The organism is Chryseobacterium lactis (assembly GCF_003815875.1).
GTDB lineage: Bacteria > Bacteroidota > Bacteroidia > Flavobacteriales > Weeksellaceae > Chryseobacterium > Chryseobacterium lactis.
Genome location: NZ_CP033924.1, coordinates 449,163 through 472,103, shown reverse-complemented (window position 1 = coordinate 472,103; position 22,941 = coordinate 449,163). Strand labels below are relative to the sequence as shown.

Below are 22,941 nucleotides of genomic sequence, written 5' to 3'. Positions count from 1 at the left end.
AAAAAAATATTTTTCCTTCTCTGAAGTCCCTGCTGTTAAAGCAAAATCATAAAAATTTTATTAATGTTAAAATGAATATTTCCCCAATGATCATAAATTAATCTAATATTCTTCCGTAAAACTTACTGGTATTAAAATACAATCCAGGAATTTTATATTTCCCTTTTTCAAATTCATGGTAGTCACAGGTATTGCTGGAGCTTTGTGATAAAGTTTCCATCTGAAATCTATTTAACAGTACATATTCATCAGTAACAGAAATGACATGAAAGCCTGTTTCGCATTTCAGACCATCACCGGAAGTAAGAATAGCACGGAGCAGTCCGTGGAAATTGGCAGCAACCTTTTTTGCCATACGATCATCATTCGTCAGATGATACATATAAGAGAGGTGATTCATAGCGCGGAGGTCGAATGGGTTTTCTTCCAATGCCTCCCTGAAAAGCTGAATTCCCTTCGGTAAATCATTTTCAGAACTTCCTTCGCCACGATAATAGGAAGTCATTTCTTTTGCTCTCTTGCTTGTTTTGTAGGGTTTATAGTCTTTTTGAAATGTATATCCGAAATAAAGATGGCGATATTGACTTTTTGTAAGAAGGGTATCGTTTTCTTTTAATCTGTTTAAAAGTTTCGGATAGTAGAATTCTGAATTTTTATCTGCAATATTTTTTTGAATTAAGGAATAATCCGGTGCACTGAACGCCAGTTTCTGAGCGTGTAAGACCGTGAAAATAATTAAAAATAATAATGAGGAAAATGCTTTGATATTCATGATTTCAATGGGGTTGTTACATTTTTTTTATAAGTTAAAAATACGGATTATGTATCCATAGAATAAAAAAGATTGACTATTTGTAAAAAAAATAACAAAATATTGTAAAACTGCTACTTTGTATCTATAAATTTACTAACTTTATTCGGAATTTGATGCATGACCCTAAAACTGAAGGGGGTACGTGATCAAAATTGGAATTTTTAACTTAAATCAAAAAATATAAATGAGCAGTAGTATCCAAGATGAATTTAAAGTCTTTACAGACGAATTAAAAAAGTTGAATATCGAAGTACAAAAGGTAGTAAAAGTAGGAAACGGAAGCATGGATTTCCATGAAGTTTTTTACAAATCGCCGAGGTATGATGACGTGAAGAGTGTGTATGTTCAGCGACATAACCTGGACAGTATGATTGAAAAATTTAAACAAGCTTATCATTAAAATACACCGGCGCCGCAGATTTTCTGCGGCGCCGGTCTTTACTAAGCTTTTATATCCTGATCCAGTGCTGAACTCTTTTTTGTGTCTTTCATTCCTGCATACACAATGAGTGAGAATAAAATACAGCCTGTAATATACCAGTAAAAATATTCTTCCGACCCGATTTTCTTAAACCATAGGGCAATATATTCTGCTGTTCCTCCAAAAATAGCAACGGTAATCGCATAAGGTAATCCTACTCCAAGTGCTCTGATCTCTGAAGGGAAAAGCTCGGCCTTTACAACTGCGTTGATAGAGGTGTAGCCGCTTACAATAAGGAGTGCTGCCATAATGAGTAGAAATGCACCCCACATAGAAGTAGTAGTACTTAATGCTGTGAGAAGTGGTACTGTGAATAAAGTTCCCAGAATTCCAAAACTTAACAAAAGCGGTCGTCTTCCGATTTTATCCGATAAAGCCCCAAATACCGGCTGAAGACAGGCGAATATAAATAAAGAAATAAAAGAAACCAAAGTAGATTCTTCCTTGGTAAGATGCACGGTGTTGACCAGGAATTTCTGCATATAAGTAGTATATGTATAGAAAGCTAATGTTCCTCCTAACGTTAATCCTACCACCGTAAGCAGTGCTTTCGGATGTTTCAGAAGTTCCTTTACCGTTCCTTTTTTCTTTTCACTCACGGCTTTTTTATTCTCGAAAGCTTCAGTTTCATGAAGATTAGCCCTTAGGTATAAAGCAATAATAGAAAGCATCGCTCCGATCACAAAAGGAATTCTCCATCCCCAATCTTCCAGCTGTGCTTCTGTTAATATCAATTTTTGTAAAATAAGCTGAATTCCCAGGGCAATAAGCTGTCCGCCGATTAAAGTGACATATTGAAAACTGGAATAGAATCCTCTTCTATCCTGTGTGGCCATTTCACTCAGATAAGTCGCCGAAACTCCATATTCTCCGCCAACACTCAATCCCTGAAGTAATCTTGCAAGCAGAAGAAGTAACGGAGCCAGAATTCCTATTGATTTGTAGGTTGGAGTAAGGGCGATAAGCAGCGAACCAAATGACATCAGTAAAACGGAAAGGGTCATTGCTTTTTTTCTTCCGATTTTGTCTGCAATACTTCCAAACACCCAGCCGCCGATGGGGCGCATCAGGAAACCAACAGCAAAAATTCCGGCCGTATTCATCAATTGAGCATTGAGATCAGAATCCGGAAAAAAAGAATGTGAAAAGTAGATGGCAAAGGCAGCATACGCATACCAGTCGTACCACTCCACAAGATTTCCTATAGAACCTCCTACAATGGCTTTGATTCTTTGGGCAGTGGTGATGGAAGATGTATTCATGGGTTTATAATACCAACAAGTTTAAGATGATGGCCACTAAAATACAAATTTCGGAGGAATAGAAAAGAGGCTGCCTAAAAAGTGTCGTTCTGAATAAATTGAAATGTAAAGAAGAATCTCATCATTGATCATCAAAAGATTCTTCCTTCGTCAGAAATCGAAGATTCGGCACAGCCAATGACAAAATTCAGATTGTGTAACTTTTTAGACAGCTTCTTTTTCATGATATGGCATTTCTTTAAAATCTATATCCCAGAGAAAGTCCGCTTCTGAAACCTGCCCATGGACCATCCACTTTTATTCTGGCGCCATTGGCATTGGTTTCCACCGTGTATTTTACAAATGGGATATCAAGGTTTTCAATTTCTTTTTTAAGCTGTGCCTGCATGTCAGGCGTGAGAACGTAATCGGAAGTCATGCTGAAGTCGCCTTTTCCACCTCCGTAATGAGCTCCGGCGATCCAGAAATCAAGAACGAGATTCTGGCTTCTGGTGAGGAAGAACTGTACACCCACCATTAGTCCGCCGCTATTTCCCTTAGCACTTCCGCCTCCTTTAAGGGGAATCTGATAGGTGTTCCCGTCAGGACCGTTATAGTCGTAATAAAAATCAAAAGTATTGGAGGAAATATCAGAATACCGATAGTAAGGAGCTATATAAAACCCCTTTCCATAGCCTTGTCCAAGATAGAATCTGGGTTCAATAGTGAAATTGGTGGCTTTAACCCGTAGGTTTTCAAATCTCTTTTCATCCTTATCTTTCAGAAAGGCATTAATAAAAGGTACTTTGCCTTCAGGCATTGTCCCGAAACCAATATTTACTGAAAACCATTGTGTGAAAGCCCTTTCGTAAGACAGGTTAATATTTCTGAATACATAGGCTGTGACATTCGTCTTGACGATATTCATCTTTTCCGCAGGGGAAGTCTGGATTTCCTGTGCGCTTGCTTCTGAAAAAAGAAAGCAAAGGACAGGTATGATTGCTTTTTTCATGATCTTATATTTTGTGGTGTTCAAAAGTACCAGCAAAAAACGGGCTGAATTTAACATAATAAAAACAATTAACGAAAAAAATGCTATTACATCTTCGTAATTTATTATGTTTTTTCTTTATCAAAGAGATGGTGTAATATATTCCGAAGGTGGATTGTTCTAATGGTATAACCTATTCTGACATGAAAAAAACGATATATACCTTATTCTTTCTTTCTGGCACTCTGATGTTTTCACAGGAAAAAAGCAATGATACCGTTGATGTTTCGCGGACGAAAGAAATTCAGGAAGTCATTATAAAGTCACAACGTAAAAAGCAGTTTGCAGATAAAGCGGTTTATACATTTGACAAAGAAGCATTGGATAGGGCACGTTATGCCAAAGATTTGCTTCGTACGCTTCCGGAATTGAAGCTGGATCCGGTTTCAAATTCGATCGCAAGCACAAAAGGAGGAACAACCTTATTTCTGATCAATGGTATTGAAGCTACAGATCTCCAGATCCGAAGTATTGCTCCCACAGAAGTGGTAAAAGTAGAATATTATGATATTCCACCCGCCAGATGGGCAACAAGAGCAGATACGGTAGTAAATATTCTGACAAGATCTACCGAGACGGGATATGTCTTTGGGACTGATGTTTCTTCCGCGTTAAATACAGGATTTGTCAATGGCTCTGCATATGCCAATTATACAAAAGGGAAGAATGATTTTGGACTTGAATATTCCATTAATGTAAGAGATTACAATGACAGAAGGGTAAACAGCATTTATGATTATCAGTTGGATGGTAAACATTACCGTTCGAATGAAGACCGGAAAGATCATTTTGGATATACCTTTCAGAGTATTGCCTTGCGTTATACCCGTTTGGTTCCGGATGATTATGCTTTTCAGGTAAAATTGAATGCAGATATTTTCAGCAGGTTTTCAAAAGGGGTAGGACAGAGTATTTTTACACAGGACGACTTTAGTGAAGAGCATGCTATGTTTAAAAATAATGGATCCAGTTATATCATTCCGAAGCTGGATGTATATTATTCTAAAAAATTGGGCGAAAAGGATGAAGTGAGCATTAATCTTGTTGGCTCTCACTATACCACTGATACTTCAGAGACTGCGAAAGAATGGATTATTAATTCCGGATTATCTGTTTATGAAAATGATATGATGTTGAAAGCGAAGCAGACCAGTTTGGTAGGAGAGCTTGCTCATACCCATGATTTTGCCGCAGGAAAACTATCTTCGGGATATCGTATTTCCAGAACTTCAATATCTAATGATCTGAATAACCTTGCAGGATATTCTGAATACAGCGTTAATTATCTTGAGCAATATTTTTATACAGAGTTTTCCGGTAAACTCAATAAATTCAGTTATCGTGTAGGAGCAGGACTTACCAATATTCACAATAAAAGTGCTGAAAATACTTTTGACGAATGGACATTCACCCCTAAATTAATTCTAAGTTATCAGTTGAAAAATAATCAGAACCTTCGTTTTACAGGAAGTTTTACTCCTGTAAGTCCTGTGAGCAATGCATTGAGCAGTAATGTGGTACAATTGGCACCCAATATTGTACAACGCGGAAATCCTTTTTTAAAATCTCAGCAGGTATTTTCTAATGCCTTGACGTATTCTTTTAATAATAAACATTTTGATTTTAATGCAGGTTTGTTTTACAGGTATACGGACAGGGTAATCAATCAGTATTATGTCCAGGATAATGTACTCGGAGGTTATGCCTTGACGTATGAAAATGGTAAAAGCGGGCAGCGATATGGAGTTCAGCTAACGGGATCTTATAAACCTTTTGGTAATAGCCTCCTTGTCGCAAAATTGGTGTTAACGCCCACTTCGGAAACGATAAAAACCAGTACCGGAGCATTGATTAAGAATAATTACTTAGGAAATTCTTTTGTATTGTCTTCGGAATATAAATCGTTTTCGCTTCAATATGAATTTAATATTCCCGTATACAGTCTTAGTGGAGCATTTTTAAATACCAATGAAAATCAGAATCATATTTTTGTCAGTTATAAATTGAAAAACTGGACGTTCTCCACAGGCATGTACTGGATAGGAATGCCTTCCGAATATAAGACAAAAAGTTTACCGGAAAGTTTGGTTGATTATAAATTAAATACCCAGATCATGAATAATAAATCAATGTTTATTCTTGGGCTTAGTTATGATTTCTCAAAAGGAAAAAAGACAGAGCTCCAAAGAAAGCTGAATAATGAAACTGCACCGGCAGCTACTTTTTAAAGTTTTATTAATGACAAAGAAAATCCCCGCCGATGAGATTGAGCGGGGATTGTTACCTGTTATTTCTTGATGAATTTTGTACTTTTTGTTGCTTCAGTATTTTTTCCGCTGACTTCAATAAAATAGGAAGCCGGAGGAAGGTCTGAGATCTGGATATTCCCGGATTTTACATCTGATGTCTTAATTAATTTTCCATCCAGACTATAGATTTTTGCTGACGAATAATTTTCCATATCTCCTTTAAAGCCAATGAAATCCTGAGCCGGATTTGGATAAATAGCCAGATTAGCTTTTTTCATCACATTGCCGACTGCCAAAAACGTTTCGTTTAAAGCCTGAGCCGTTGATGTAGACTGATTGATTCCAAACGCAGGAACTGAAAGAGTTCCACTGGTTGAGCTCAATAAAGCATATCGGTGGCTGGCATCATAATAGGAATATGCCGTGTTGGTGAAGGTTCCCAGAGGATTGGAAAAGGTAATGTCTATAGGGGAATATAAATTAATATTCTGTGTAAACTTTACCCTTAGCACATTATTGTATGTCTTCCCGGCGACAATCAAAGTTCCATACGCATCAGCTTGAAAAGCCATGGTACCTTTCACCAAACCACTTGCAATAGAAGAGGAAAAGACTCCTTGTACAGTATCGCTTTGTGGGGTAAGACTGTAAGTAGTTGGATAAGCGATATAAGTACCATTATCCTGATTGAAGTTCAGGGTTACCTGGGGGTTTACAATTCCGGTAATTTCAAGCTTGGTTGCAGATGCTTTATAGAAAATAGTAGTTGTACCATCCACCATTTTGATCGTAGAACCTGGATAATTAGTAATTTCAGCAGGCGTAGGAGCGGGATAGGTAACCTGTGATGCTGCGCCTTGTGTAAGGCTTCCGTTTGAAAAGGTAACATTGGCTCCGCTTGCCGAATTGTCTACCGTTCCGTTTACCGTGTTATTGTTTACAATATCGTTCATCACAGGATCATTAGATGCCTTTGTAAGGGTGATCTGTGCTGAGAATACAGCTGAGGTTCCCAGCAAAATAAGTAAAGATGTTTTCATTGTCAATTTTTTGTTAAAGTTAACTAAAAACACTATTGAAATTTATACTTAATTGATTATTAATATTAAAAACCATCTGATGTGGTCAGATGGTTAAGTTGTGCGTTAAATAATAGATGAGTTTAGTTGCTGAGAATCATTGTACGGTAAGCGTAAATATCTTCAATCGTAACGACGGTCATGTCTTTTCTGATAGCAAATTCCACGATTTCCGGAAGTCTTGCCATGGAACCGTCTTCATTGGTTAGTTCACAAAGAACGGCATCATCACCAAGGTTTGCCATTTTTACGAGATCCACGCTGCCCTCAGTATGGCCGCGTCTTTCAAAAACGCCTCCTTTTCTGGCGATTAACGGGAAAACATGCCCCGGGCTGGCAATGTGCTCTGCCTGAGCGTCAGAAGCGGTAGCAGTTCGGATGGTTGTTACACGATCTTTCGCTGAAACTCCGGATTCTACACCTTCTTTAGCTTCAATGGTAATGGTAAATGCGGTCTGGTTTTTTGAATTGTTAGTTTCCACCATAGGACGCAGATTGAGGTGCCTGCTTTTTTCCTCGGGAATGCAAAGGCATACAATACCGCTGCATTCGCGGATCAAAAGTGCCATGTCCTGTTCTGTAATAGTGGAGGCGGGAAAGATGATATCGCCTTCGTTTTCACGATTTTCATCATCCACCAATAGAATGCCTTTTCCCTGTTGTAAAGTTGAAAGTGCTTTTTCTACACGATCTTTGGAGGTCGCTCCAAATTGTTCTAATAATTTTTCCATGTTATTTTACTTTTAAAAGTTAAAATAGTCTTCGGTACATGGAAATGAAATACGACTCAACAAGAGTCCATAAGGAATCTTATTGATCGTCTCATTTTCTTCTCCCATCCAGACTTTAACTGTCGGTTCCGGAATTTCACCAGATCAGTCCCTTCAAAAGAAAGGAGTCGCGGACTGTAACCGCCGGTAGGGAATTACACCCTGCCCCGAAGAAAACTTATACTAAGTTTTGTTGTATGTTGTTGTTTAAATTTTTATTTCATTGAATAGTATTTAACGCACAAGCCGCTAATTTCGGGAAGTTTTTTGATATGGAAAAGTTTTTTGAGCCGAATTGATATAAAAAAAGACTGTCAGGTGACAGTCTTAGTTAATTATTTATAATTAGTTATTTCTTTACAAATTTTATGGATTGCTCTTGTTTATTTTTGTCTTTCATTTTGATGATGTAGTTTCCTGTTGTTAAACTTTGGATATTAATCTGATCATCTGATTTTGCTTGTCCTGTAATAATTAGCTTGCCTGAGAAATCAAAAATTTTGTATTCAAAATCTTGTAATTCTGACATTTGGATTTTTATAAAATTCTGCGCAGGATTTGGATATACTTTTACGCTTTTGTTACTGTATTTACTTTCAGCAGTGGCTAAATTCTGAAAAGCTATATTGATTGCATTTGTGGTGTCAGCGCAGCTGTCGGAGTAATTGATAACAACTTTATACTGGCCGCTTTCTGTAGCTGTATATATATTGCTGTTTGCTCCAGAGATGATTTGGTTGTTTTTGTACCAGGTATAATTTTTTCCACCAAGGTTGGCTTTTAATAGTTTTGAATTTCCGCTTGTAATATTAGTCGGAGAAAATATCTTTGAGCTTCCTTGTAGCAGATTACAAATATCAATTTTAAAAATTCCGGTTGGAGTACAAGCGTATAAAAATGATTCGTTGGTATAGAGTTTTGTAATATCAAGATTAGTAAGACCTGTATTAAGGCTTGTCCAGGTATTTCCTTCATTATTTGAGTAAAATACTCCACCTCCGCTTGTTCCCGCAAAGATTAAATTACCTGTTGTACTGATTGAGTTTATTTTTTTATTTGTTAAACCATTAACTCTTTTTGTGAAATTTTCTCCGTTATCATTAGAGAAATAGACACCATCACCATCTGACCACATATTGTCATTATTAGTTCCTGCAACCAGTATTGAATCATTAAGAGCTGCTAAAGTATTTATATCTTGATAAGAAGTGCTTAATCCTATCTTAATTCCATTTCCTTGAGGAGAATACCACTGATGGCCCAGATCTGTAGAACGTTGCAGATGTCCACCAAATCTTGTGGAGAAAAAATAACCATCTTTTAATTTTATAATTGAGGTTACATTGCTTTGCCAGCTGGAGCTTGAACCCCACCATTGATTACCACCATTGGCTGAGAATCTTATTCCCCATCCTCTTACTCCTACCATAAGGTTGTTGTTATCCTCAACCGCAACCGCAGTGAGATCTGCCAGTGTATACGATGTGTTTAAAGGAGACCAGTTCATTCCATTGTCTCCAGAAGTATAGAGCTTTTCATAACTTGAAGTATAAATGATGTTATTGTAAGAAGTGAAACTAATTGCTTTATTTGCAATACCGGAAGCTTGTATCCAGTTGCTCGCATTCTGATTTTTATAAAAGATACCAGTAGCAGTTCCGGCGATTTCTACATCCCCTTTTTTAAAAGCGGATAAAACATTTTGATTTAAATTAAGATTTTGCCATTGGCTAAAGACCAGACAAAAGTTTAAGAATAGAAAAACAAAAGATAATTTTTTCTTGTTCATTTTGAGTGTTATTAGTTTTACCTACTTTCAGTTTTTAAGGTCACTGTTTCGGTTATTCTGACCATGAATATTTTGATAAAAAGTATAAATTGGAAATGAAATTAATATTTATAAATTTTTTGCAAAAATAAGTAGAATATTGCTTCTTTAAACTATTTATTCTGAATAAATTTTTATTTTATGTTTTCTTTAAAACCTTATGTATCACAGGAAATATCATCCCACTCCTGATCCATATAGTTGATTAGCCAGTTTAAAGCATAATGCCTCTCATAAACAATACTGGGATGTATTTGTGTCATTTCTCTGTTGTTCATTCTGGTATCTACACAAGCCCGGTCGTACCGGTAATATAAGTCGTTGGCATCCAGTATTTCGGATTTGGAACGGATTGTATGTATGGTATTAATGAAATTGCTGGGATCTCTGTCTCCACTTACCGGATATTTTTCTGTTGGAATATCATTAAGATTACAAAGTTCGTTGGGGAAAGGCAAGGAATTTACGATTTTTAATGCCCATAATAAAACCAAGATGCATTCGCATTTCCAGGTTTCCTGAAATTTTTTGTCTTCTGTAGGATTAGATATGAACTCCTTTTCATCAGGAGTAATATATTCCCAGAGATTATATTCTATAAGGTAATCGGTTGCCGTTTTAGTATCTATAGTATCGAAGGCAACAAAATTGGTAATGGCGAGAGCTGTAACACGAGCTGCGATTTCTTTAGGAGTTCTGAGTGTGATTTCTTCTTCCGATTCGATATGAGGAAGGTTAAAATTGATTTTAATTCTTTCCTCAGTTTTTTTTCTTTCTGGAAAGGTATCCTTGACTAAAAATATTTGACATGGGGTCGGGTTAAAAAATTAAAAACATATAATGAAAATTTATTGTGAATAAGCCACTCCGGTCATTCTTTACCGGAGTGTTTTCTAATTGTGTCAAGTATAGATTATTTAAGCTAATCTTTTTATTATATCCTCTAAAATTGCATTAAACTCAGTCGGTTTTTCCAACATAGGATAATGTCCCACACCTTCAATAGTAACAGAGTTGTAATCTTTTAAATACTTGCGATTGGCTTCAATATTAACCGGTGATGCATCGGAATTGATCGCAATAACCGGTACCTGAATATGTTTTGCAATCTCCCTGAAATCAGTTTGATATAAAGGTCGAAGAAGATTAATGACCATTTCCGGTTCATTTTGAAGAAACTCATATTGCAATCTCTCCTTTACGGTAGGAGGTGTTTGCTCAGCAAAAAGATATTGCGGAAGAAAATTTTCTACTGCATATTTAAAATTATTCCGGTAATGGGTAAACATTACCTGTTCAGCCTGTTCTTCAGTGAAGGATTCATCCAGATCTTTTAACGTGTCTATCAGGACGATAGCTTTTACTTTGGGTGTTTTTAATGCAGCTTCAAGTACATAGGCTCCTGACATCGAATGTCCCACAAGTATAATTTCTGAAGAGTCGCTGGCATCGGCCACTGCTTTAATATCATCAGCATATAATTCGCTTGTCCAGCTTTGTCGGGACGAATCAGATTTACCATGTCCTGCCAAATCCATTTGAAGTATGTGATATTGATCTTTGAAGTAGTTTTGCTGATCGTTCCACCATTCGGAATTGCCCAGCCATCCGTGAACGAATAGTAAGGCGGTTGCGCCGTTGCCGGATTCTTTATAATGTATTTTCTGACCGTCTGAAGAGAGTGTGTATTTTTCCATGGTTTGGTGTTGTTGATTTTTTTTAATAAACTAATTTACAAAAAGCTCGATGAAGGCAAGGTTTTTTGAGATTAATAAAACTAAGCTGAGGTGCTGTGTGATCTTTCGTGGTGGTTTTTAATAAAAAAGTCTCACGCAGATCTGGCAGATTACGCAGATTCTTCCACAGACATCTGCGTAATCCGTTTAATCTGTGTGGCTCAATAGTAGTAGATGGTATTGCAATGATAAATTACCATTTCCAGATCTGCGGCTCATCTTTCCAGATTAATAATCTGAATTCTTCATAATGGTCTGTATTTCCTATGGTATGGGTGTCTCGTAATCCTTTTCCTAATTGCAGCTTATGTAAAATACCGGAATGTGCGCCTACCCAAAGTGTTTGTTCATCATCAGAAAGAGTCATTCCGCTGATAGTGGATCCCAGGAAATGTCTCCAGAGGCGATTCCCGTTTTTATCAAAAGCTTTAATGTAACCATAGGCATCACCAAGAATGTAATAATCCTTTGTGGCAACGCCTGTGTAGACTCTCATTTCTTCATCAATGAGCGTGAAGTCGTCACTTTCGGTATAGGCTTCAATATCTGCTCCAACAAATTGATTGGAGTTAATGCCGATTGTAATCCCGTTATAAAAATGGCAGGAATTGGTAATTAATTGGCTGTCATCTTTCGCAAACAGACAAAAATGCGGATATGAAGATTGTGGTCCAATGGTGCCTAAGGTATTGCCTTCTGCGTCTAATATTCTGTGATCATACCCTTGATCTCCAACGGCGATATAAGAATTATCGTGAGAAAGAGCTGCATTTTCCATATCAATTTGTGAGGTCCATTCTTCATCATTGTCTTCGTTGAGAGGGTGGATTAATTTTTTTTCATTGTTTGAAAGCAGATAAATTCCCTCTGAAGAAACAATCAGAATTCTACTTCCGTCATTGAAAGGAGTCATCTCTGTGATTCCAAAATCCGGGTTTTCATCAAGTTCGAATTCGTTGATGAGGTCTCCGTCCCAGCCTTTATAGATTTCTATTTTATTGTTTTTAGCGATTGCAAAAATGTTTCCTTGCTTGGACTTTCCGATGGCGTTGATGTTTTCGTCAAGTAGAGCCACTACATCATGATCCAACAGGTAGGCTTGTCTCTTTTCGTACGAAGTTCCCGTAATGAAAACCATCTTTTGATCGTTGATAAAATGAAGGTGCTCGATGCTTTGAGATTTGTCTTTCAACAAAGGAATGATGGGCCCGTGAGCCGGAGGAAAGTGTTCTCTGAACCTTTTCGTATCTCCGTTTTTATTCGCTGTTTTAAGAAGTTCAAAAACTTCAGGAGATAAATTCTCTCTTGTATCCTGTGGTTCTTCTCCCTGCCAGTTTTCCCAGCCGTTTTTTTCACCAAATTCAATCATTTTATTGACTTCTATTGCATAGTGTTCTCCTTCCGAGAACCATTCTTTCTGGATTTTAGTGTCGTACATTACTCCTCTATTTTTTTATGATGTGATTTTATTTGAAGGATATCCATTTCTCATGATAGCCGTATATTTTTACATAACTTCCTTTGAGTAGGCGAGGATTAATGACTCCTTCTTTTTGTGCTGTAAATTTAAAGCCTATTTTACTCAATCTCTTTCCTCTTTGAGATAATTGTTCTTTCCCGATTATGTAATTTCCATCCGCATTGATTTTGATCGTGTCTCCTGGTTCTTCTATAAAAGTCTGAATATTGGGTTCTTTGTCATTTTTAATTTTAAAACTTTTAGAGATATAAAGCGTGTTGACCTCATGAAGATTTGACCAGGAAATTGGAAAGTCTTCATCCCTGGATGCTTCCTGAGTGGAAATGATGTTTTTAGGATTGCTTAGCTGTATTGTTGAGGCGCTTCCCAGAAAAATTTTTTTCCCATTTTTCAATTGGATATCAAGAGTATATTGTTTGTTTTCCGGTAGGATATTTTCAATGCGGTAATAATAATTTTTGGAATAGTACAGGTGCTGCATAACCTTGTACTCGGTTTTCTTCTGATTGACCCATACAATGATGGAGTCGCTGCCGATTTCTTTCCCTTTTTGGTCATATAAAATAACGGAGACAGAATTATCTTTTTCGTTTGATAAACTCTGGTAGATATCAATGTCAGCTTTTACCTGTGAAATGTCTGTGATTTTTGAAGCAGGAGCCGGGCCTGAACATGAGGTGAACAGAAAATAATTACAAAGTAGTAAAAAAATAAAAAGAAGCCTTTTCATTATTTTGAGAGTTGGTATTTACGAAGGTTAAGTTACGGAAAAGATACAAGTCGAAGTGTGTCTGGAAAACTTATCCACATAAGTTATCCACATGGTTTTTTATTTGTGGAAAAGTCTCTGTTCAGATTAGTATTTGAAATAAGATATTGTTTATAAGCTAAATTTGCATTGTTTCAGATGCTTTTAAAAAAGATATTCATATTTTATCCCCACGGATTTTGAGGTTTTTTAAAAGTTATCCACAATTCAATCGTTGTTTGTATTTTCGGTGAATCTTATTTCTGATAATAATTTTTAAAATCTTTTCTTTCGATTATTTTCCAGTTTTTCCTGGTGATGTCAAATGTACTTCCTTCATATACTTTTCCATCTGCCTTTAATTCATAGAAATCACATCCCCAGTTTCTGTTCATCATGGTAAAATGAGCTCTGACAAGATATTTGAAGTCATACAATTTTTTGACAGGTTCATTTTTTATTTTGATAAAAACAGTGTCGGTTAACTTAATCTCATTTTTGAGGTAATAGGTTCTTTGATGCCGTAAAGAATCTGAAATGATCGTTGGAATGGGATCGGAATAGTTTTTAACAATATTATTGCCTCTCTTTATCTGAATACTAACAGAATCCACATCTTTCGGAAAGTATCCAAAGAAGGAAATTGTAAGACCGTCAATTTTAGTTTTGGCAGCACACTCTTTTTCCGCTCTGGCTAATTTTGCTTCATCGCTTTCACACGAGAAGCAGCATAAAAGCAGTAAAAACAGAAAGAATGCAGTTGAAGCTTTCAATATGAGATTTTTTCTAGTTCTGATCTTTATAAATATTCCAGAAATTAAAATCAGTCATCGGAGCATCCGTTATCCCGACATTTCTTCCCATCGTTACAATCTGACCTCTGTGATAAGTGCTGTGAAGTATGGCATGCTGGATGTATTCATACTTTGAAAAATCACATTGAAACCATTGGGAATCAATTTTTACATTTTTTGAAAGATCATCTTCGGACAAGTTTTCCACATAGTCTACCAATCTTTGGGAATTGTTTTTAATAGCGTTGAAAATATCCTCTTTAGTATGTAAGGCTGTTGTTTTCTCAAAATCAAATTCATTGTTTTCTGCGATATGGCTCCACCAATATTCCTGGGTTTGCCAGATGTGATGTAAGGTTTTTAAAATGGTCGGAAAACTTGAAATCACTTCCTGATTAAGCTGTTCGTCGGACTTTGTGGATAACCAGTCGATGTATTTGTTGACTACCCAATTATTGTACTGAACGCTTTTGGTGGTTAATGTTTTTAAGCTCATAATAATTTGTATTTTGTTGATTTGGATGTTTTGGTCAATAGGATTATAATCCGAAATGCCTGTCTTTAGTACTATTTTCCGGATTAATAAGGGCTTTGTTGCTGTAGGTTGCTGCCTCGAATTCATTGATATTAACAGAAAGGAAATCGATTTCGGGAAGAATTTCCGTAAGCCGGATACTGATCTGCCTGGATAAGTTGGCTTTTTGTTCTGTATTTCGGCCTTCCATAATATATCCGAAGACATGCAGGAAGTTCTTTTTATGAGTTCCCAACCGATAATGTTGATAAGGTTGCAGTCTCACTTTTATATCATTGGGAGCAAACAATCCGGTTGCATCAGCCGTTTCATATACCGCATTCATAATTTCATCAGGTTTTTTTTGCTGAAGAATATCGTCTGAACATTCTATGATAAAGTGAGGCATGAAAAAAATATTTTGTGTTGATTTTGAGTAATATAAAAGTAATAAAAATATAAATCGGTATGATAAAAAAGTAACCATCCGGAAGAGAATGATTACTTTTTTACTTGTAGCTTACATGAAATCAGGAATTATTTTTTTTCGGTGTAATCTAATAATTCAAAACACAGTTTGTCAACCGAAGCATTAATTTCAGAGACATTAGTGAGAATGATTACCGCCGTTTTATCATTAGTATTAACTGCCATAGAAGATGAATATCCACCAGTTCCTCCGTTGTGCCATACAAATTCTTTCCCCCCTTTTGATTTGAGTATATGCCAGCCCAATCCGATTTTCATTGCCTCATCTATGGTAAAATCGGGTTTTCTTGTTAAGGCCAATTCTTTGTTAGCCGGATCAAATTGGGCGATTGCGAATTTTGCTAAATCTTCCGTAGTAGATAAGATTCCACCGGCTCCAAACAAAACATCAAAATCCCAGTTGGAAGTTGTCTCCCCATTTTTTTTGAGTCCTTTAACGAGTCTTGTTCCGAGATTTTCAGAAATAGTGAAAGAATTAGTCATTTTGTATTTATCAAAAACGGTTTTTTGCAACAATTTCTGAAAAGTGGTTTTTTGGGATAACCCGAGCGTATATCCTAATAATCCTGTCCCCAGATTTGAATACGAATAGCCTTTAGTTTCTATTGTCAAGAGGTCTTTAAGGTATTCTTCCAATTCCTTTTGTTGATAATTTTTATAAGGATTAACCTCGTCTGACAAATCAAGATTGGTAGGCAACCGGGGCAATCCGGATGTTTGATTGGCTAAACTTTCAAAATTTATTTTAATATTATTTTTAAAAGGAAAAGAATAATATGAATTGATATGATCGGTTAATTTAATGGTATGGTTTTCTACAAGAGAGGCCAATACCGATGATGTGAATACCTTGGTAATGGAGCCGATTTCAAAGATTTTATTTTGATTTTCGATGGGTTTTATCATCCCGTTTTCCTTTATCATTCCATAATAATTGGTTTTATTATTTTGAATAATGGCTACCGAAAACTGTGCATTATCCGGTATATCCTGAGATTTTGAATAGATGATTTCGGCAATTTCCTTTGGATAGGTGGTCAGAGCATTTATTGCTTTAGTTTGATGCTCTTTTGTTTCTTCATACGGCTTAATGGAAATCCTATTTATTTTATTCTGACTGTCCACTGCAATATTGATGGCAAGCACTCCCTTTTCAAATTGTGTTTTGTAGACGGCGAAAGATCCTTGCTGATAAGTAATGAACTGTTTACTTTTTATTGCTCCGGCACGGGTTTTCAAATCTGCAAGGAATTGTTTGATATTTACCAAGGGAAATGCCTTCTTCATTTCAGGTGAAAAAGTATTAAAAATATCATCATATTTACCCGCATTATAATTCTCCTGAAATTGTCCGATAGCGGTAGTGTAATTTTCAGTTTGAGCAAATAAATTACTATTTATCATTAGTAAAATTAAAAAGAAGAGTAGTTTTTTCATGTCTGATATTGTATTTTTTGTCCTATATATAATTGTATCGTTGTCATTAGCTACGCCGAATCTTCGATTTCTGACGAAGGAAGAATCTCATTTATTTCACTTCTGAACTATGTTCTCAAACCTTCAGTTTGTATTCAGAATGACAAGGCGAAATAACTAAACAACAATGTAAAATTGTATATAGTTACCCTATTTTTTTACCATTATTTTTATTTTCAATTGTAAACCTATCTTTTAATCTTTTGGCATAGGTATGTGCAAACTTTTCTTTTTCACTTTTTGGAAGACTGAAGTAGTAGTCCATCCTTTGTTCTCTTTTATCATAATCATCATGATCATCTTCTGTTCTTTCTACGATTTCTAAGTAGTGAACGTAGTGGCCAAATTCATGGGGCAAAGTTCTATACAGTTGAGTATTTTTTACAATTTCAGGCTTCAATTCTGTTGTGAAATTTCTTTTTGTTTCTATAAAAAGATGTCCATCTTCTTTTAATCTTTCAAATTCCTGTTGATCTTCAATGCTTTGTTTTCTGGACCAGGATAATTTTTTATTTAAATCAATAGCATCTAAAATTATAGCAGGAAAGTACTCTTCTTCAAATTCATAACTGTAAATCAATCTTCCCCATACAGGCGAGAGTATTTCTTCTTTTCGCTTAGGTTGTCTTAAAATAATAAATCTCAATTCTCCATAATCTTCTGAAGGAATCTGTTCAATTATCTTTTGAATATCATCTACTGAGCAGGAATGGATTGAGTTGTCACGGGTTTCTTCAACAGCAAATACAAATTCATGATTGTTGATTATTCGAATTTCTTTTTGATAATGGGTCAGTCTTTCGTAAAATGACTTTACATTTCCATGCGGTGAGGGAATTGTCAATTTATTGCTTTGCCCATACCCTTGATTTTCTGTTCCTATATTTTTGCTTCTTCTGGTTGGATTGTACATTGTATACTAGTGTTTTTGGGAATTACTTTCTAAATTACATAAAGTCTTACCACGTTTTTTTAATTCTATCAACGATTTCCTCCGCTTTATCTTTTGTAATCCAATCCACAATTCTTGTTTCTTCATCGGTTTTCACAAGAACAACAGAGTAGGTGGAACCGCTCCAAGAGATATGATAACGAACGCCCAATTTATATTCTTCTACGGCAAAGTCTTTTGCCTCAATATGCTCAACTTCTTTTTTCAAATAGGTCTTGGGATTGCTGAATAATTTGTTCTTGTATTGCACCGTAATTGTATCCGGTTTTATATGGAGTTTAGTTTTTCCAAAAGTGTTCCATAGCCAAATATAAAGCAATACCGTAAAAAAGCCGATAAAAGGCAGTACAGAAAAAATATAATGTAAAACAGTAAGAAAATAGGTGTTCTGAGCACTGATAAAAGGAATCACTACTAAAATAATAAACAAAGAAATCAATAAGCCCATACTCGTGATAAAGGTTATGATCCAGTTGGTTTTATTTTTTATTTCAATAGTCATTAGGAGGATTGTTGTTTTCTTTGGTAAGTTCCTGCTTTTTGCACTCTTTTGCCTTATTTATCAGCTGTTTCAATTAAGCTTCATAAATAAGCTGTACCACTCCGGATTTGAAAACATTGGTTTTAATAAGTTTCAGATTCAGTCTTTCTTTAAGATCTGCAAATAAAGGTTTACCGCTTCCTAAAGCAACTGGATGAACTGATATTCTGTAGATATCAACCAAATTATTCTGGATAAATGTTTTGATAAGACTTGCACCACCATACAGCCAGATGTCTTTGCCGCCCTGATTTTTTATTTCCGAAACTTTTTCTACAATATCAGAATTTATAAAAGTTGCTCTGTGATCTTCCCGGTTCTGATTTGAAAATACAAACTTATTTTTTGAATGCACTCCTTTCCAAAGTTTTTGCTCTTCGGGGCCTGCTGTTTGATCAGGTTGATAATTTCCCCATAAATCATAGCTTATTCTTCCATAGAAAATGGTATCAATATTTGATAAGAATCCATCAAAATCCATGTCATCATCCATAATGCACCAATCAACTTCTCCGTTGGGGCCTTCAATAAATCCGTCTAATGTAATGGCCAGGTCTAAGATTATTTTTTTCATTTTTTAGGGGTGATTATTTTATTTTTTACTTTTCAACTGAAACACATTTCCTTCAGGATCCGCTCCGTCGCATAACCAGAAGTCATAGTTTTCGAATGTTTTAATGTCTCTCATTCTGACATTTTTTGACAAGAACTCATTTCTTGCAGACTCAATATCCTTATCAATTTCAAAAACTATTTTTGTGTTGTTATCAAAGATATGATTTGTATCTATTTTTTCAAGGTATTGTTCCCCGATTTTATGCAAACCGATTTTTGCACTACCGGCATTCAACAAAGCCCAGATGGGGTCTTCTTCAAGAATTTTCAGATTGAAATTTTCAACGTAGAAGTTGGTAAGCAGTTCAACGTTTTTTACGTATAAAATAATAGTGTCTAATTTTGCATTCATGATTCTGGATTTCTGTTAAAATATCAATTTACTTTTTCCATTGCAGAAGCTGTTTTCAGATCTTTCATAATGTCTAATAAGGTCTTTTTCATTCGGAAGTATTTCCTGCTGATAAGATAAGGATAAGTATTCATGGCTTTCATAAGAAGTTGAAGGTGGCTCTCCATATACTGGTCATTATTAAAGTATACCAGCTCATTGTCAAGATAATAGTTGAGATCTTTTATATCCTGTTCGTCTAAATCAAGAGCAATTGTACTGCTTTCCAGATAGGGTCTGATTGCATTTTTCAATTTTTCTTCCAGAGGTTTCAGGTTTTTAAAATTTTGTCTGATCTGGTCAAATGCCGTTTTCGCATTCATGAATGCAGTAGCCGCAGCAATTTCCATATAAATATTTGACTTTTCGTCATATTGAAGGTCATAGTCAGCCAAAAGTTGATAAGCTTGTACGAATTCCTTCTTTTTGTCGTCATTCTCATTGGAAATGAAATAGTTGTAAATGTCAGAATCGTTCTGCTGGATGAGGATCTTTATTTCTTTAATAGAGTTTTCGATTTCAGGAATTAATTTTTTAGCTTCCTTAGAGGTGTATTTATTTCCGTCATAATCGAATGTTTTTAAAACCAACTCCTTATTGATAATGGCTTCTATTGTTTTTTTATCATTTTCAAGAGCGATCATGGTGTATACCAATTCCACCTTTTCTTTACTGAAAAGTTCATCAAAGGACAAGTCTTTTGCTGCAGGATTTTCCTGAACGGTAAAATCAGGATTTTTGTTATCATAATAGCTGTTAAACACTTTGTCAAATGAATCTTTTTCGTACTGTTCCTCAAATTCTGTTTTAAAAACATGGAGCTCCAGATCAGTTTTTCCATTCTGATATTTCACCTTTGAAAATAATTTTGCAGTGAGCTTTTCCTCAATCTGATCGAAATCTTTAAACAGCTCTTTTGCAGGTTCATGATCTGCTTCTTTTTGAATATTAAGATTTCTGAGTTTTGCAATACGTTCTTCGTGAGACGGATGCGATGCCCACTGATTTTCAATCACCAGTTTTGATTTGTTAAACAGACCGGATTCAGAAAGTTTTACGTTGGGAAAGCCATGTTTTAATTCCAAATCATTCAGATGCGCAAAGAAATTCATCACAACAGATTGCTCCTTATAGATATTTCTGCTGGATTGATTTTTTGAAATTTTAGTTTCATAAAAATTAAGCACATGATTATAGGAATTACTTGCCAGTTCTATTCTCAACAGAGATTCTTCCAGGGCAGCGGACCCTGCAATATGAGCCGCCACTTCATCAGCGTGAAACTCCATTTCCCTGGAAAGAGCCATATGACGGATGTTGACAAAGGAATACATTTTGGTAAGAACCCACTGTATCTTCTGTGTAATGAAAAGGGAAATGGAAGCAAAAATGGAAAAATATCCACTCATACTCGCCCAGCTTTCAATAGAGTTACGATAAGATTCATCGTCATTCACCAGATTAAAAATGATCTTATTAACATTATAAACATAACTTCCCACTTTCATGGAGCGTTGAGAGAAATGTCCGAACTCATGGGAAAGTACAGCCTTCAGTTCTTGTTTTGTAGAAGTATTGATCAATCCGACCCCGATGGTCAAATTCTTTTTAATGGGAAGAAACATGCTCCAGAAACTTGAATCATAAAAGACACTGGCATTCACATCGTACGATAAATATATTTTTTTCGGAAAGTCAGTTTCTGTTTCTTTTACAATCTCATCGATCATTTTAAAAAGTTCGGGTTCCTGCGTTCGGTTGATCTCTGTAAGGTGGCTTCTGTCATTAATATGTTTTTTAAATAAAAATTTAATGATAAAAAAGAAAATGAAAACACCGGTTCCTATCGCTCCGGCTCCCAGCATTAAGGTTAAAAACATAGGTTTTGCGATGATCAGCATAATTCCTCCGCCAATGCAGGCCGCCGTCAGTAAAACAGTAAAAAGAAACAAAAGAACATAAACAATGACGAAAATGGTAATGGCCAGAATAGCCGATTTGCTCTTCTTTTTGAAGTCTTCAGAAACTTGAATATACATGGAAATAATTTTTTACAATATTACATTGATAATGGTAACAAAACAAACAACCACTCTATTTTTTAGAGCGGTTGTTATCTATTTTCAGGTTTGTGAATCTTTTTCAGCTGTCCAGGTATCAAAAGCAATTTCTGCCCCTCCGATTTCTATAATCCTGTCTTTGTAAGTCATTACGCCTAATCCATGTTCACTATCCCATGAGCAGGAAAATCCAAATCCTATATAGGGATAATCTTCTTTAATGACGGAAGTGACATAGAAATAAGTTGGGGATAAAAGATCTGCAAATCCTTTAATGTTTTGCAAATCGGGCATAAAGTCCGGTTTGTCCTTTTCAGAATAAGAATACTTTTTTTGTAAATCCGGATAACTTACCAATAATGTATTCAATATGTTTTCTAAAATAACGGTCTGATTGTCTTTCAAATAATCTAATCCGTTTTGTTGCTCTTCAGTAGGTTCATCCACGTATTCATCGTCCTCATCAAATATTTCATAGTAAAATTTTTCGTCTTCCTGATTGAAGAATGTTTTCCAATGTTCTAATTCGATGGAAGGATCAGAATATTCGTCCTCATCTTCATCAGGTAATTCTCTCGGAGTCTCAAGGTGTTTGTTGAAAAACTCATAGCAAAACGGAGCTCGTGAAAAAATATATTCCTGATTTTCATCGTAAGATAAGTTGAAATAATCAAGTGCTTTTTCTTCGTTGCCACACTCCAGACAACATTCTCCTTTGTAATAATTCGTAATATAGGATTCGTCTTTCTGAGAAGCAGAATGCAAATCCAGCCTATCCAGCCATCTCATCATATTTTCAAAATCTTTTGCCCGAATGTACTCGTTAACCATCCGGCTATTGATGATATAAGCCTGATAGATACTATACTTCTCATCATCTGCTTCATTCCATTTTTCTTCTATAAAGTTGATGAGTTCTTCCGGAGTGATTTTGGAAGTTTTCAGCATTGATTTATCTAAAAACAAATCGATGTCGTTGATTATCTTTTCTGCGTTTGACATTTTTTAGCTAACTAAAAATTTGGGTCATTGTTTTTATTCTAGCTTTCCATGGACATATAGTCCAGCTGGCCATTTTCATCGGTATTTATCGTAACCAGATAGTCTGTGATTTCCTCACCGATTGAATAATCAAGGATTGCAAAATGATCCTCACTGTCAGGATAAAGTCCTACTCTTACTAATTCCAGTTTGGCCAGCAGTTGTTGTTCAGGTTTTGTGTCCGGATCATCAAAATTAATCAGGGTTGAAAGCTCATCCTGGTCAATTTCTTCTAAATGATGCTCGATGTAATATTTCACGGTATCACCGTCCTGATCATGGTAATCTTCTACAATATAGGTTTTGTTAAGCTTATCGAACTTCTCAATATTTTCAAGAAAGTTTTTTACTTTGTCCAGCTTTGGAGTGTCAATACTTGAGTTTTCAAAATTCAGGTCCAGCAGGATTTCATTGCCTTTGAAATCAATATTAACATCATAATATTCTTCTAAATTTTCTGTTGAGACCTGCCCGAAATGGGGTAATGTGTATTTTGTCATGGTGTTATTTTTGTATGCTTCGACGTAGTGCCGGCATTGGGTATATAATTTTTGCTGCCTAATGTACGGATTTTATCCAAGGCTATTTGAT

The 22,941-nt window shown here is 35.7% G+C and carries 23 protein-coding genes and 1 riboswitch; of the genes, 2 read left to right on the top strand and 21 right to left on the bottom strand.

What is annotated here, in order from left to right; translation table 11 throughout:
• Window positions 1-97: 97 nt before the first annotated feature.
• Window positions 98-772, bottom strand: coding sequence for a DUF4919 domain-containing protein (locus EG342_RS02045; protein WP_103291936.1), 675 nt, complete (start codon window positions 770-772; stop codon window positions 98-100).
• Window positions 773-998: 226 nt separating this feature from the next.
• Here EG342_RS02045 and EG342_RS02040 point away from each other — a divergent pair, with 226 nt between their 5' ends.
• Window positions 999-1,214 carry a hypothetical protein gene (locus tag EG342_RS02040; RefSeq protein ID WP_103291937.1) on the top strand — a complete coding sequence of 72 codons (216 nt, stop codon included), beginning with the start codon at window positions 999-1,001 and terminating at the stop codon, window positions 1,212-1,214.
• A 41-nt stretch (window positions 1,215-1,255) separates the two neighbouring features.
• On the opposite strand, the gene EG342_RS02035 is transcribed toward EG342_RS02040, so the two are convergent.
• Complete coding sequence (locus EG342_RS02035) at window positions 1,256-2,557, bottom strand: MFS transporter (protein ID WP_103291938.1); 1,302 nt, start codon at window positions 2,555-2,557, stop codon at window positions 1,256-1,258.
• Between the two features lie 238 nt (window positions 2,558-2,795).
• On the bottom strand, window positions 2,796-3,548 hold the full coding sequence (locus EG342_RS02030) for a DUF3575 domain-containing protein (protein ID WP_246008720.1): 753 nt from the start codon (window positions 3,546-3,548) through the stop codon (window positions 2,796-2,798).
• A 182-nt stretch (window positions 3,549-3,730) separates the two neighbouring features.
• Between EG342_RS02030 and EG342_RS02025 the strand changes: the two genes are divergently transcribed.
• On the top strand, window positions 3,731-5,815 hold the full coding sequence (locus EG342_RS02025; protein ID WP_103291940.1) for a TonB-dependent receptor domain-containing protein: 2,085 nt from the start codon (window positions 3,731-3,733) through the stop codon (window positions 5,813-5,815).
• A 59-nt stretch (window positions 5,816-5,874) separates the two neighbouring features.
• Here the strand turns inward: EG342_RS02025 and EG342_RS02020 are convergent, their stop codons facing one another.
• The 18 genes from EG342_RS02020 to EG342_RS01935 all read right to left on the bottom strand — a co-directional run bounded on the left by EG342_RS02020 (window position 5,875) and on the right by EG342_RS01935 (window position 22,850).
• Complete coding sequence (locus EG342_RS02020; RefSeq protein ID WP_103291941.1) at window positions 5,875-6,876, bottom strand: T9SS type A sorting domain-containing protein; 1,002 nt, start codon at window positions 6,874-6,876, stop codon at window positions 5,875-5,877.
• 122 nt (window positions 6,877-6,998) lie between these two features.
• Complete coding sequence (gene ribB / locus EG342_RS02015; protein WP_103291942.1) at window positions 6,999-7,646, bottom strand: 3,4-dihydroxy-2-butanone-4-phosphate synthase; 648 nt, start codon at window positions 7,644-7,646, stop codon at window positions 6,999-7,001.
• Between the two features lie 92 nt (window positions 7,647-7,738).
• Window positions 7,739-7,864: riboswitch (FMN riboswitch) on the bottom strand.
• A 170-nt stretch (window positions 7,865-8,034) separates the two neighbouring features.
• Complete coding sequence (locus tag EG342_RS02010; protein WP_103291943.1) at window positions 8,035-9,474, bottom strand: T9SS type A sorting domain-containing protein; 1,440 nt, start codon at window positions 9,472-9,474, stop codon at window positions 8,035-8,037.
• A gap of 197 nt (window positions 9,475-9,671) precedes the next feature.
• On the bottom strand, window positions 9,672-10,265 hold the full coding sequence (locus EG342_RS02005; protein WP_260232369.1) for a DUF4272 domain-containing protein: 594 nt from the start codon (window positions 10,263-10,265) through the stop codon (window positions 9,672-9,674).
• A gap of 165 nt (window positions 10,266-10,430) precedes the next feature.
• Window positions 10,431-11,210 carry an alpha/beta fold hydrolase gene (locus EG342_RS02000; RefSeq protein WP_103291945.1) on the bottom strand — a complete coding sequence of 260 codons (780 nt, stop codon included), beginning with the start codon at window positions 11,208-11,210 and terminating at the stop codon, window positions 10,431-10,433.
• A 232-nt stretch (window positions 11,211-11,442) separates the two neighbouring features.
• On the bottom strand, window positions 11,443-12,687 hold the full coding sequence (locus EG342_RS01995; protein WP_103291946.1) for a hypothetical protein: 1,245 nt from the start codon (window positions 12,685-12,687) through the stop codon (window positions 11,443-11,445).
• 28 nt (window positions 12,688-12,715) lie between these two features.
• Window positions 12,716-13,459 carry a hypothetical protein gene (locus EG342_RS01990; protein WP_103291947.1) on the bottom strand — a complete coding sequence of 248 codons (744 nt, stop codon included), beginning with the start codon at window positions 13,457-13,459 and terminating at the stop codon, window positions 12,716-12,718.
• Window positions 13,460-13,734: 275 nt separating this feature from the next.
• On the bottom strand, window positions 13,735-14,250 hold the full coding sequence (locus EG342_RS01985) for a hypothetical protein (RefSeq protein WP_103291948.1): 516 nt from the start codon (window positions 14,248-14,250) through the stop codon (window positions 13,735-13,737).
• Between the two features lie 13 nt (window positions 14,251-14,263).
• Window positions 14,264-14,767 carry a DinB family protein gene (locus tag EG342_RS01980; RefSeq protein WP_103291949.1) on the bottom strand — a complete coding sequence of 168 codons (504 nt, stop codon included), beginning with the start codon at window positions 14,765-14,767 and terminating at the stop codon, window positions 14,264-14,266.
• Window positions 14,768-14,810: 43 nt separating this feature from the next.
• The gene (locus EG342_RS01975) at window positions 14,811-15,194 is read right to left on the bottom strand and encodes a 5-carboxymethyl-2-hydroxymuconate Delta-isomerase (protein ID WP_103291950.1); all 384 of its coding nucleotides are present in this window, start codon (window positions 15,192-15,194) and stop codon (window positions 14,811-14,813) included.
• Between the two features lie 128 nt (window positions 15,195-15,322).
• Window positions 15,323-16,711 carry a serine hydrolase gene (locus EG342_RS01970; protein WP_103291951.1) on the bottom strand — a complete coding sequence of 463 codons (1,389 nt, stop codon included), beginning with the start codon at window positions 16,709-16,711 and terminating at the stop codon, window positions 15,323-15,325.
• Between the two features lie 184 nt (window positions 16,712-16,895).
• Complete coding sequence (locus EG342_RS01965; RefSeq protein WP_103291952.1) at window positions 16,896-17,663, bottom strand: hypothetical protein; 768 nt, start codon at window positions 17,661-17,663, stop codon at window positions 16,896-16,898.
• A 46-nt stretch (window positions 17,664-17,709) separates the two neighbouring features.
• Window positions 17,710-18,204 (bottom strand): hypothetical protein, encoded by a 495-nt coding sequence (locus tag EG342_RS01960; protein WP_103291953.1) that lies wholly within the window; start codon window positions 18,202-18,204, stop codon window positions 17,710-17,712.
• A gap of 73 nt (window positions 18,205-18,277) precedes the next feature.
• A complete protein-coding gene (locus tag EG342_RS01955) occupies window positions 18,278-18,817 on the bottom strand; it encodes a dihydrofolate reductase family protein (RefSeq protein WP_103291954.1) in 540 nt (179 codons plus the stop codon).
• An 18-nt stretch (window positions 18,818-18,835) separates the two neighbouring features.
• Complete coding sequence (locus EG342_RS01950) at window positions 18,836-19,210, bottom strand: VOC family protein (RefSeq protein WP_103291955.1); 375 nt, start codon at window positions 19,208-19,210, stop codon at window positions 18,836-18,838.
• A 23-nt stretch (window positions 19,211-19,233) separates the two neighbouring features.
• Window positions 19,234-21,288 (bottom strand): M48 family metalloprotease, encoded by a 2,055-nt coding sequence (locus EG342_RS01945; protein ID WP_103291956.1) that lies wholly within the window; start codon window positions 21,286-21,288, stop codon window positions 19,234-19,236.
• Between the two features lie 84 nt (window positions 21,289-21,372).
• Entirely contained in the window at window positions 21,373-22,311 is a 939-nt protein-coding gene (locus EG342_RS25340) for a DUF6985 domain-containing protein (RefSeq protein ID WP_185126902.1), read from the bottom strand.
• Window positions 22,312-22,349: 38 nt separating this feature from the next.
• Window positions 22,350-22,850 carry a DUF2004 domain-containing protein gene (locus tag EG342_RS01935; protein ID WP_103291957.1) on the bottom strand — a complete coding sequence of 167 codons (501 nt, stop codon included), beginning with the start codon at window positions 22,848-22,850 and terminating at the stop codon, window positions 22,350-22,352.
• Between the last annotated feature and the right edge of the window lie 91 nt (window positions 22,851-22,941).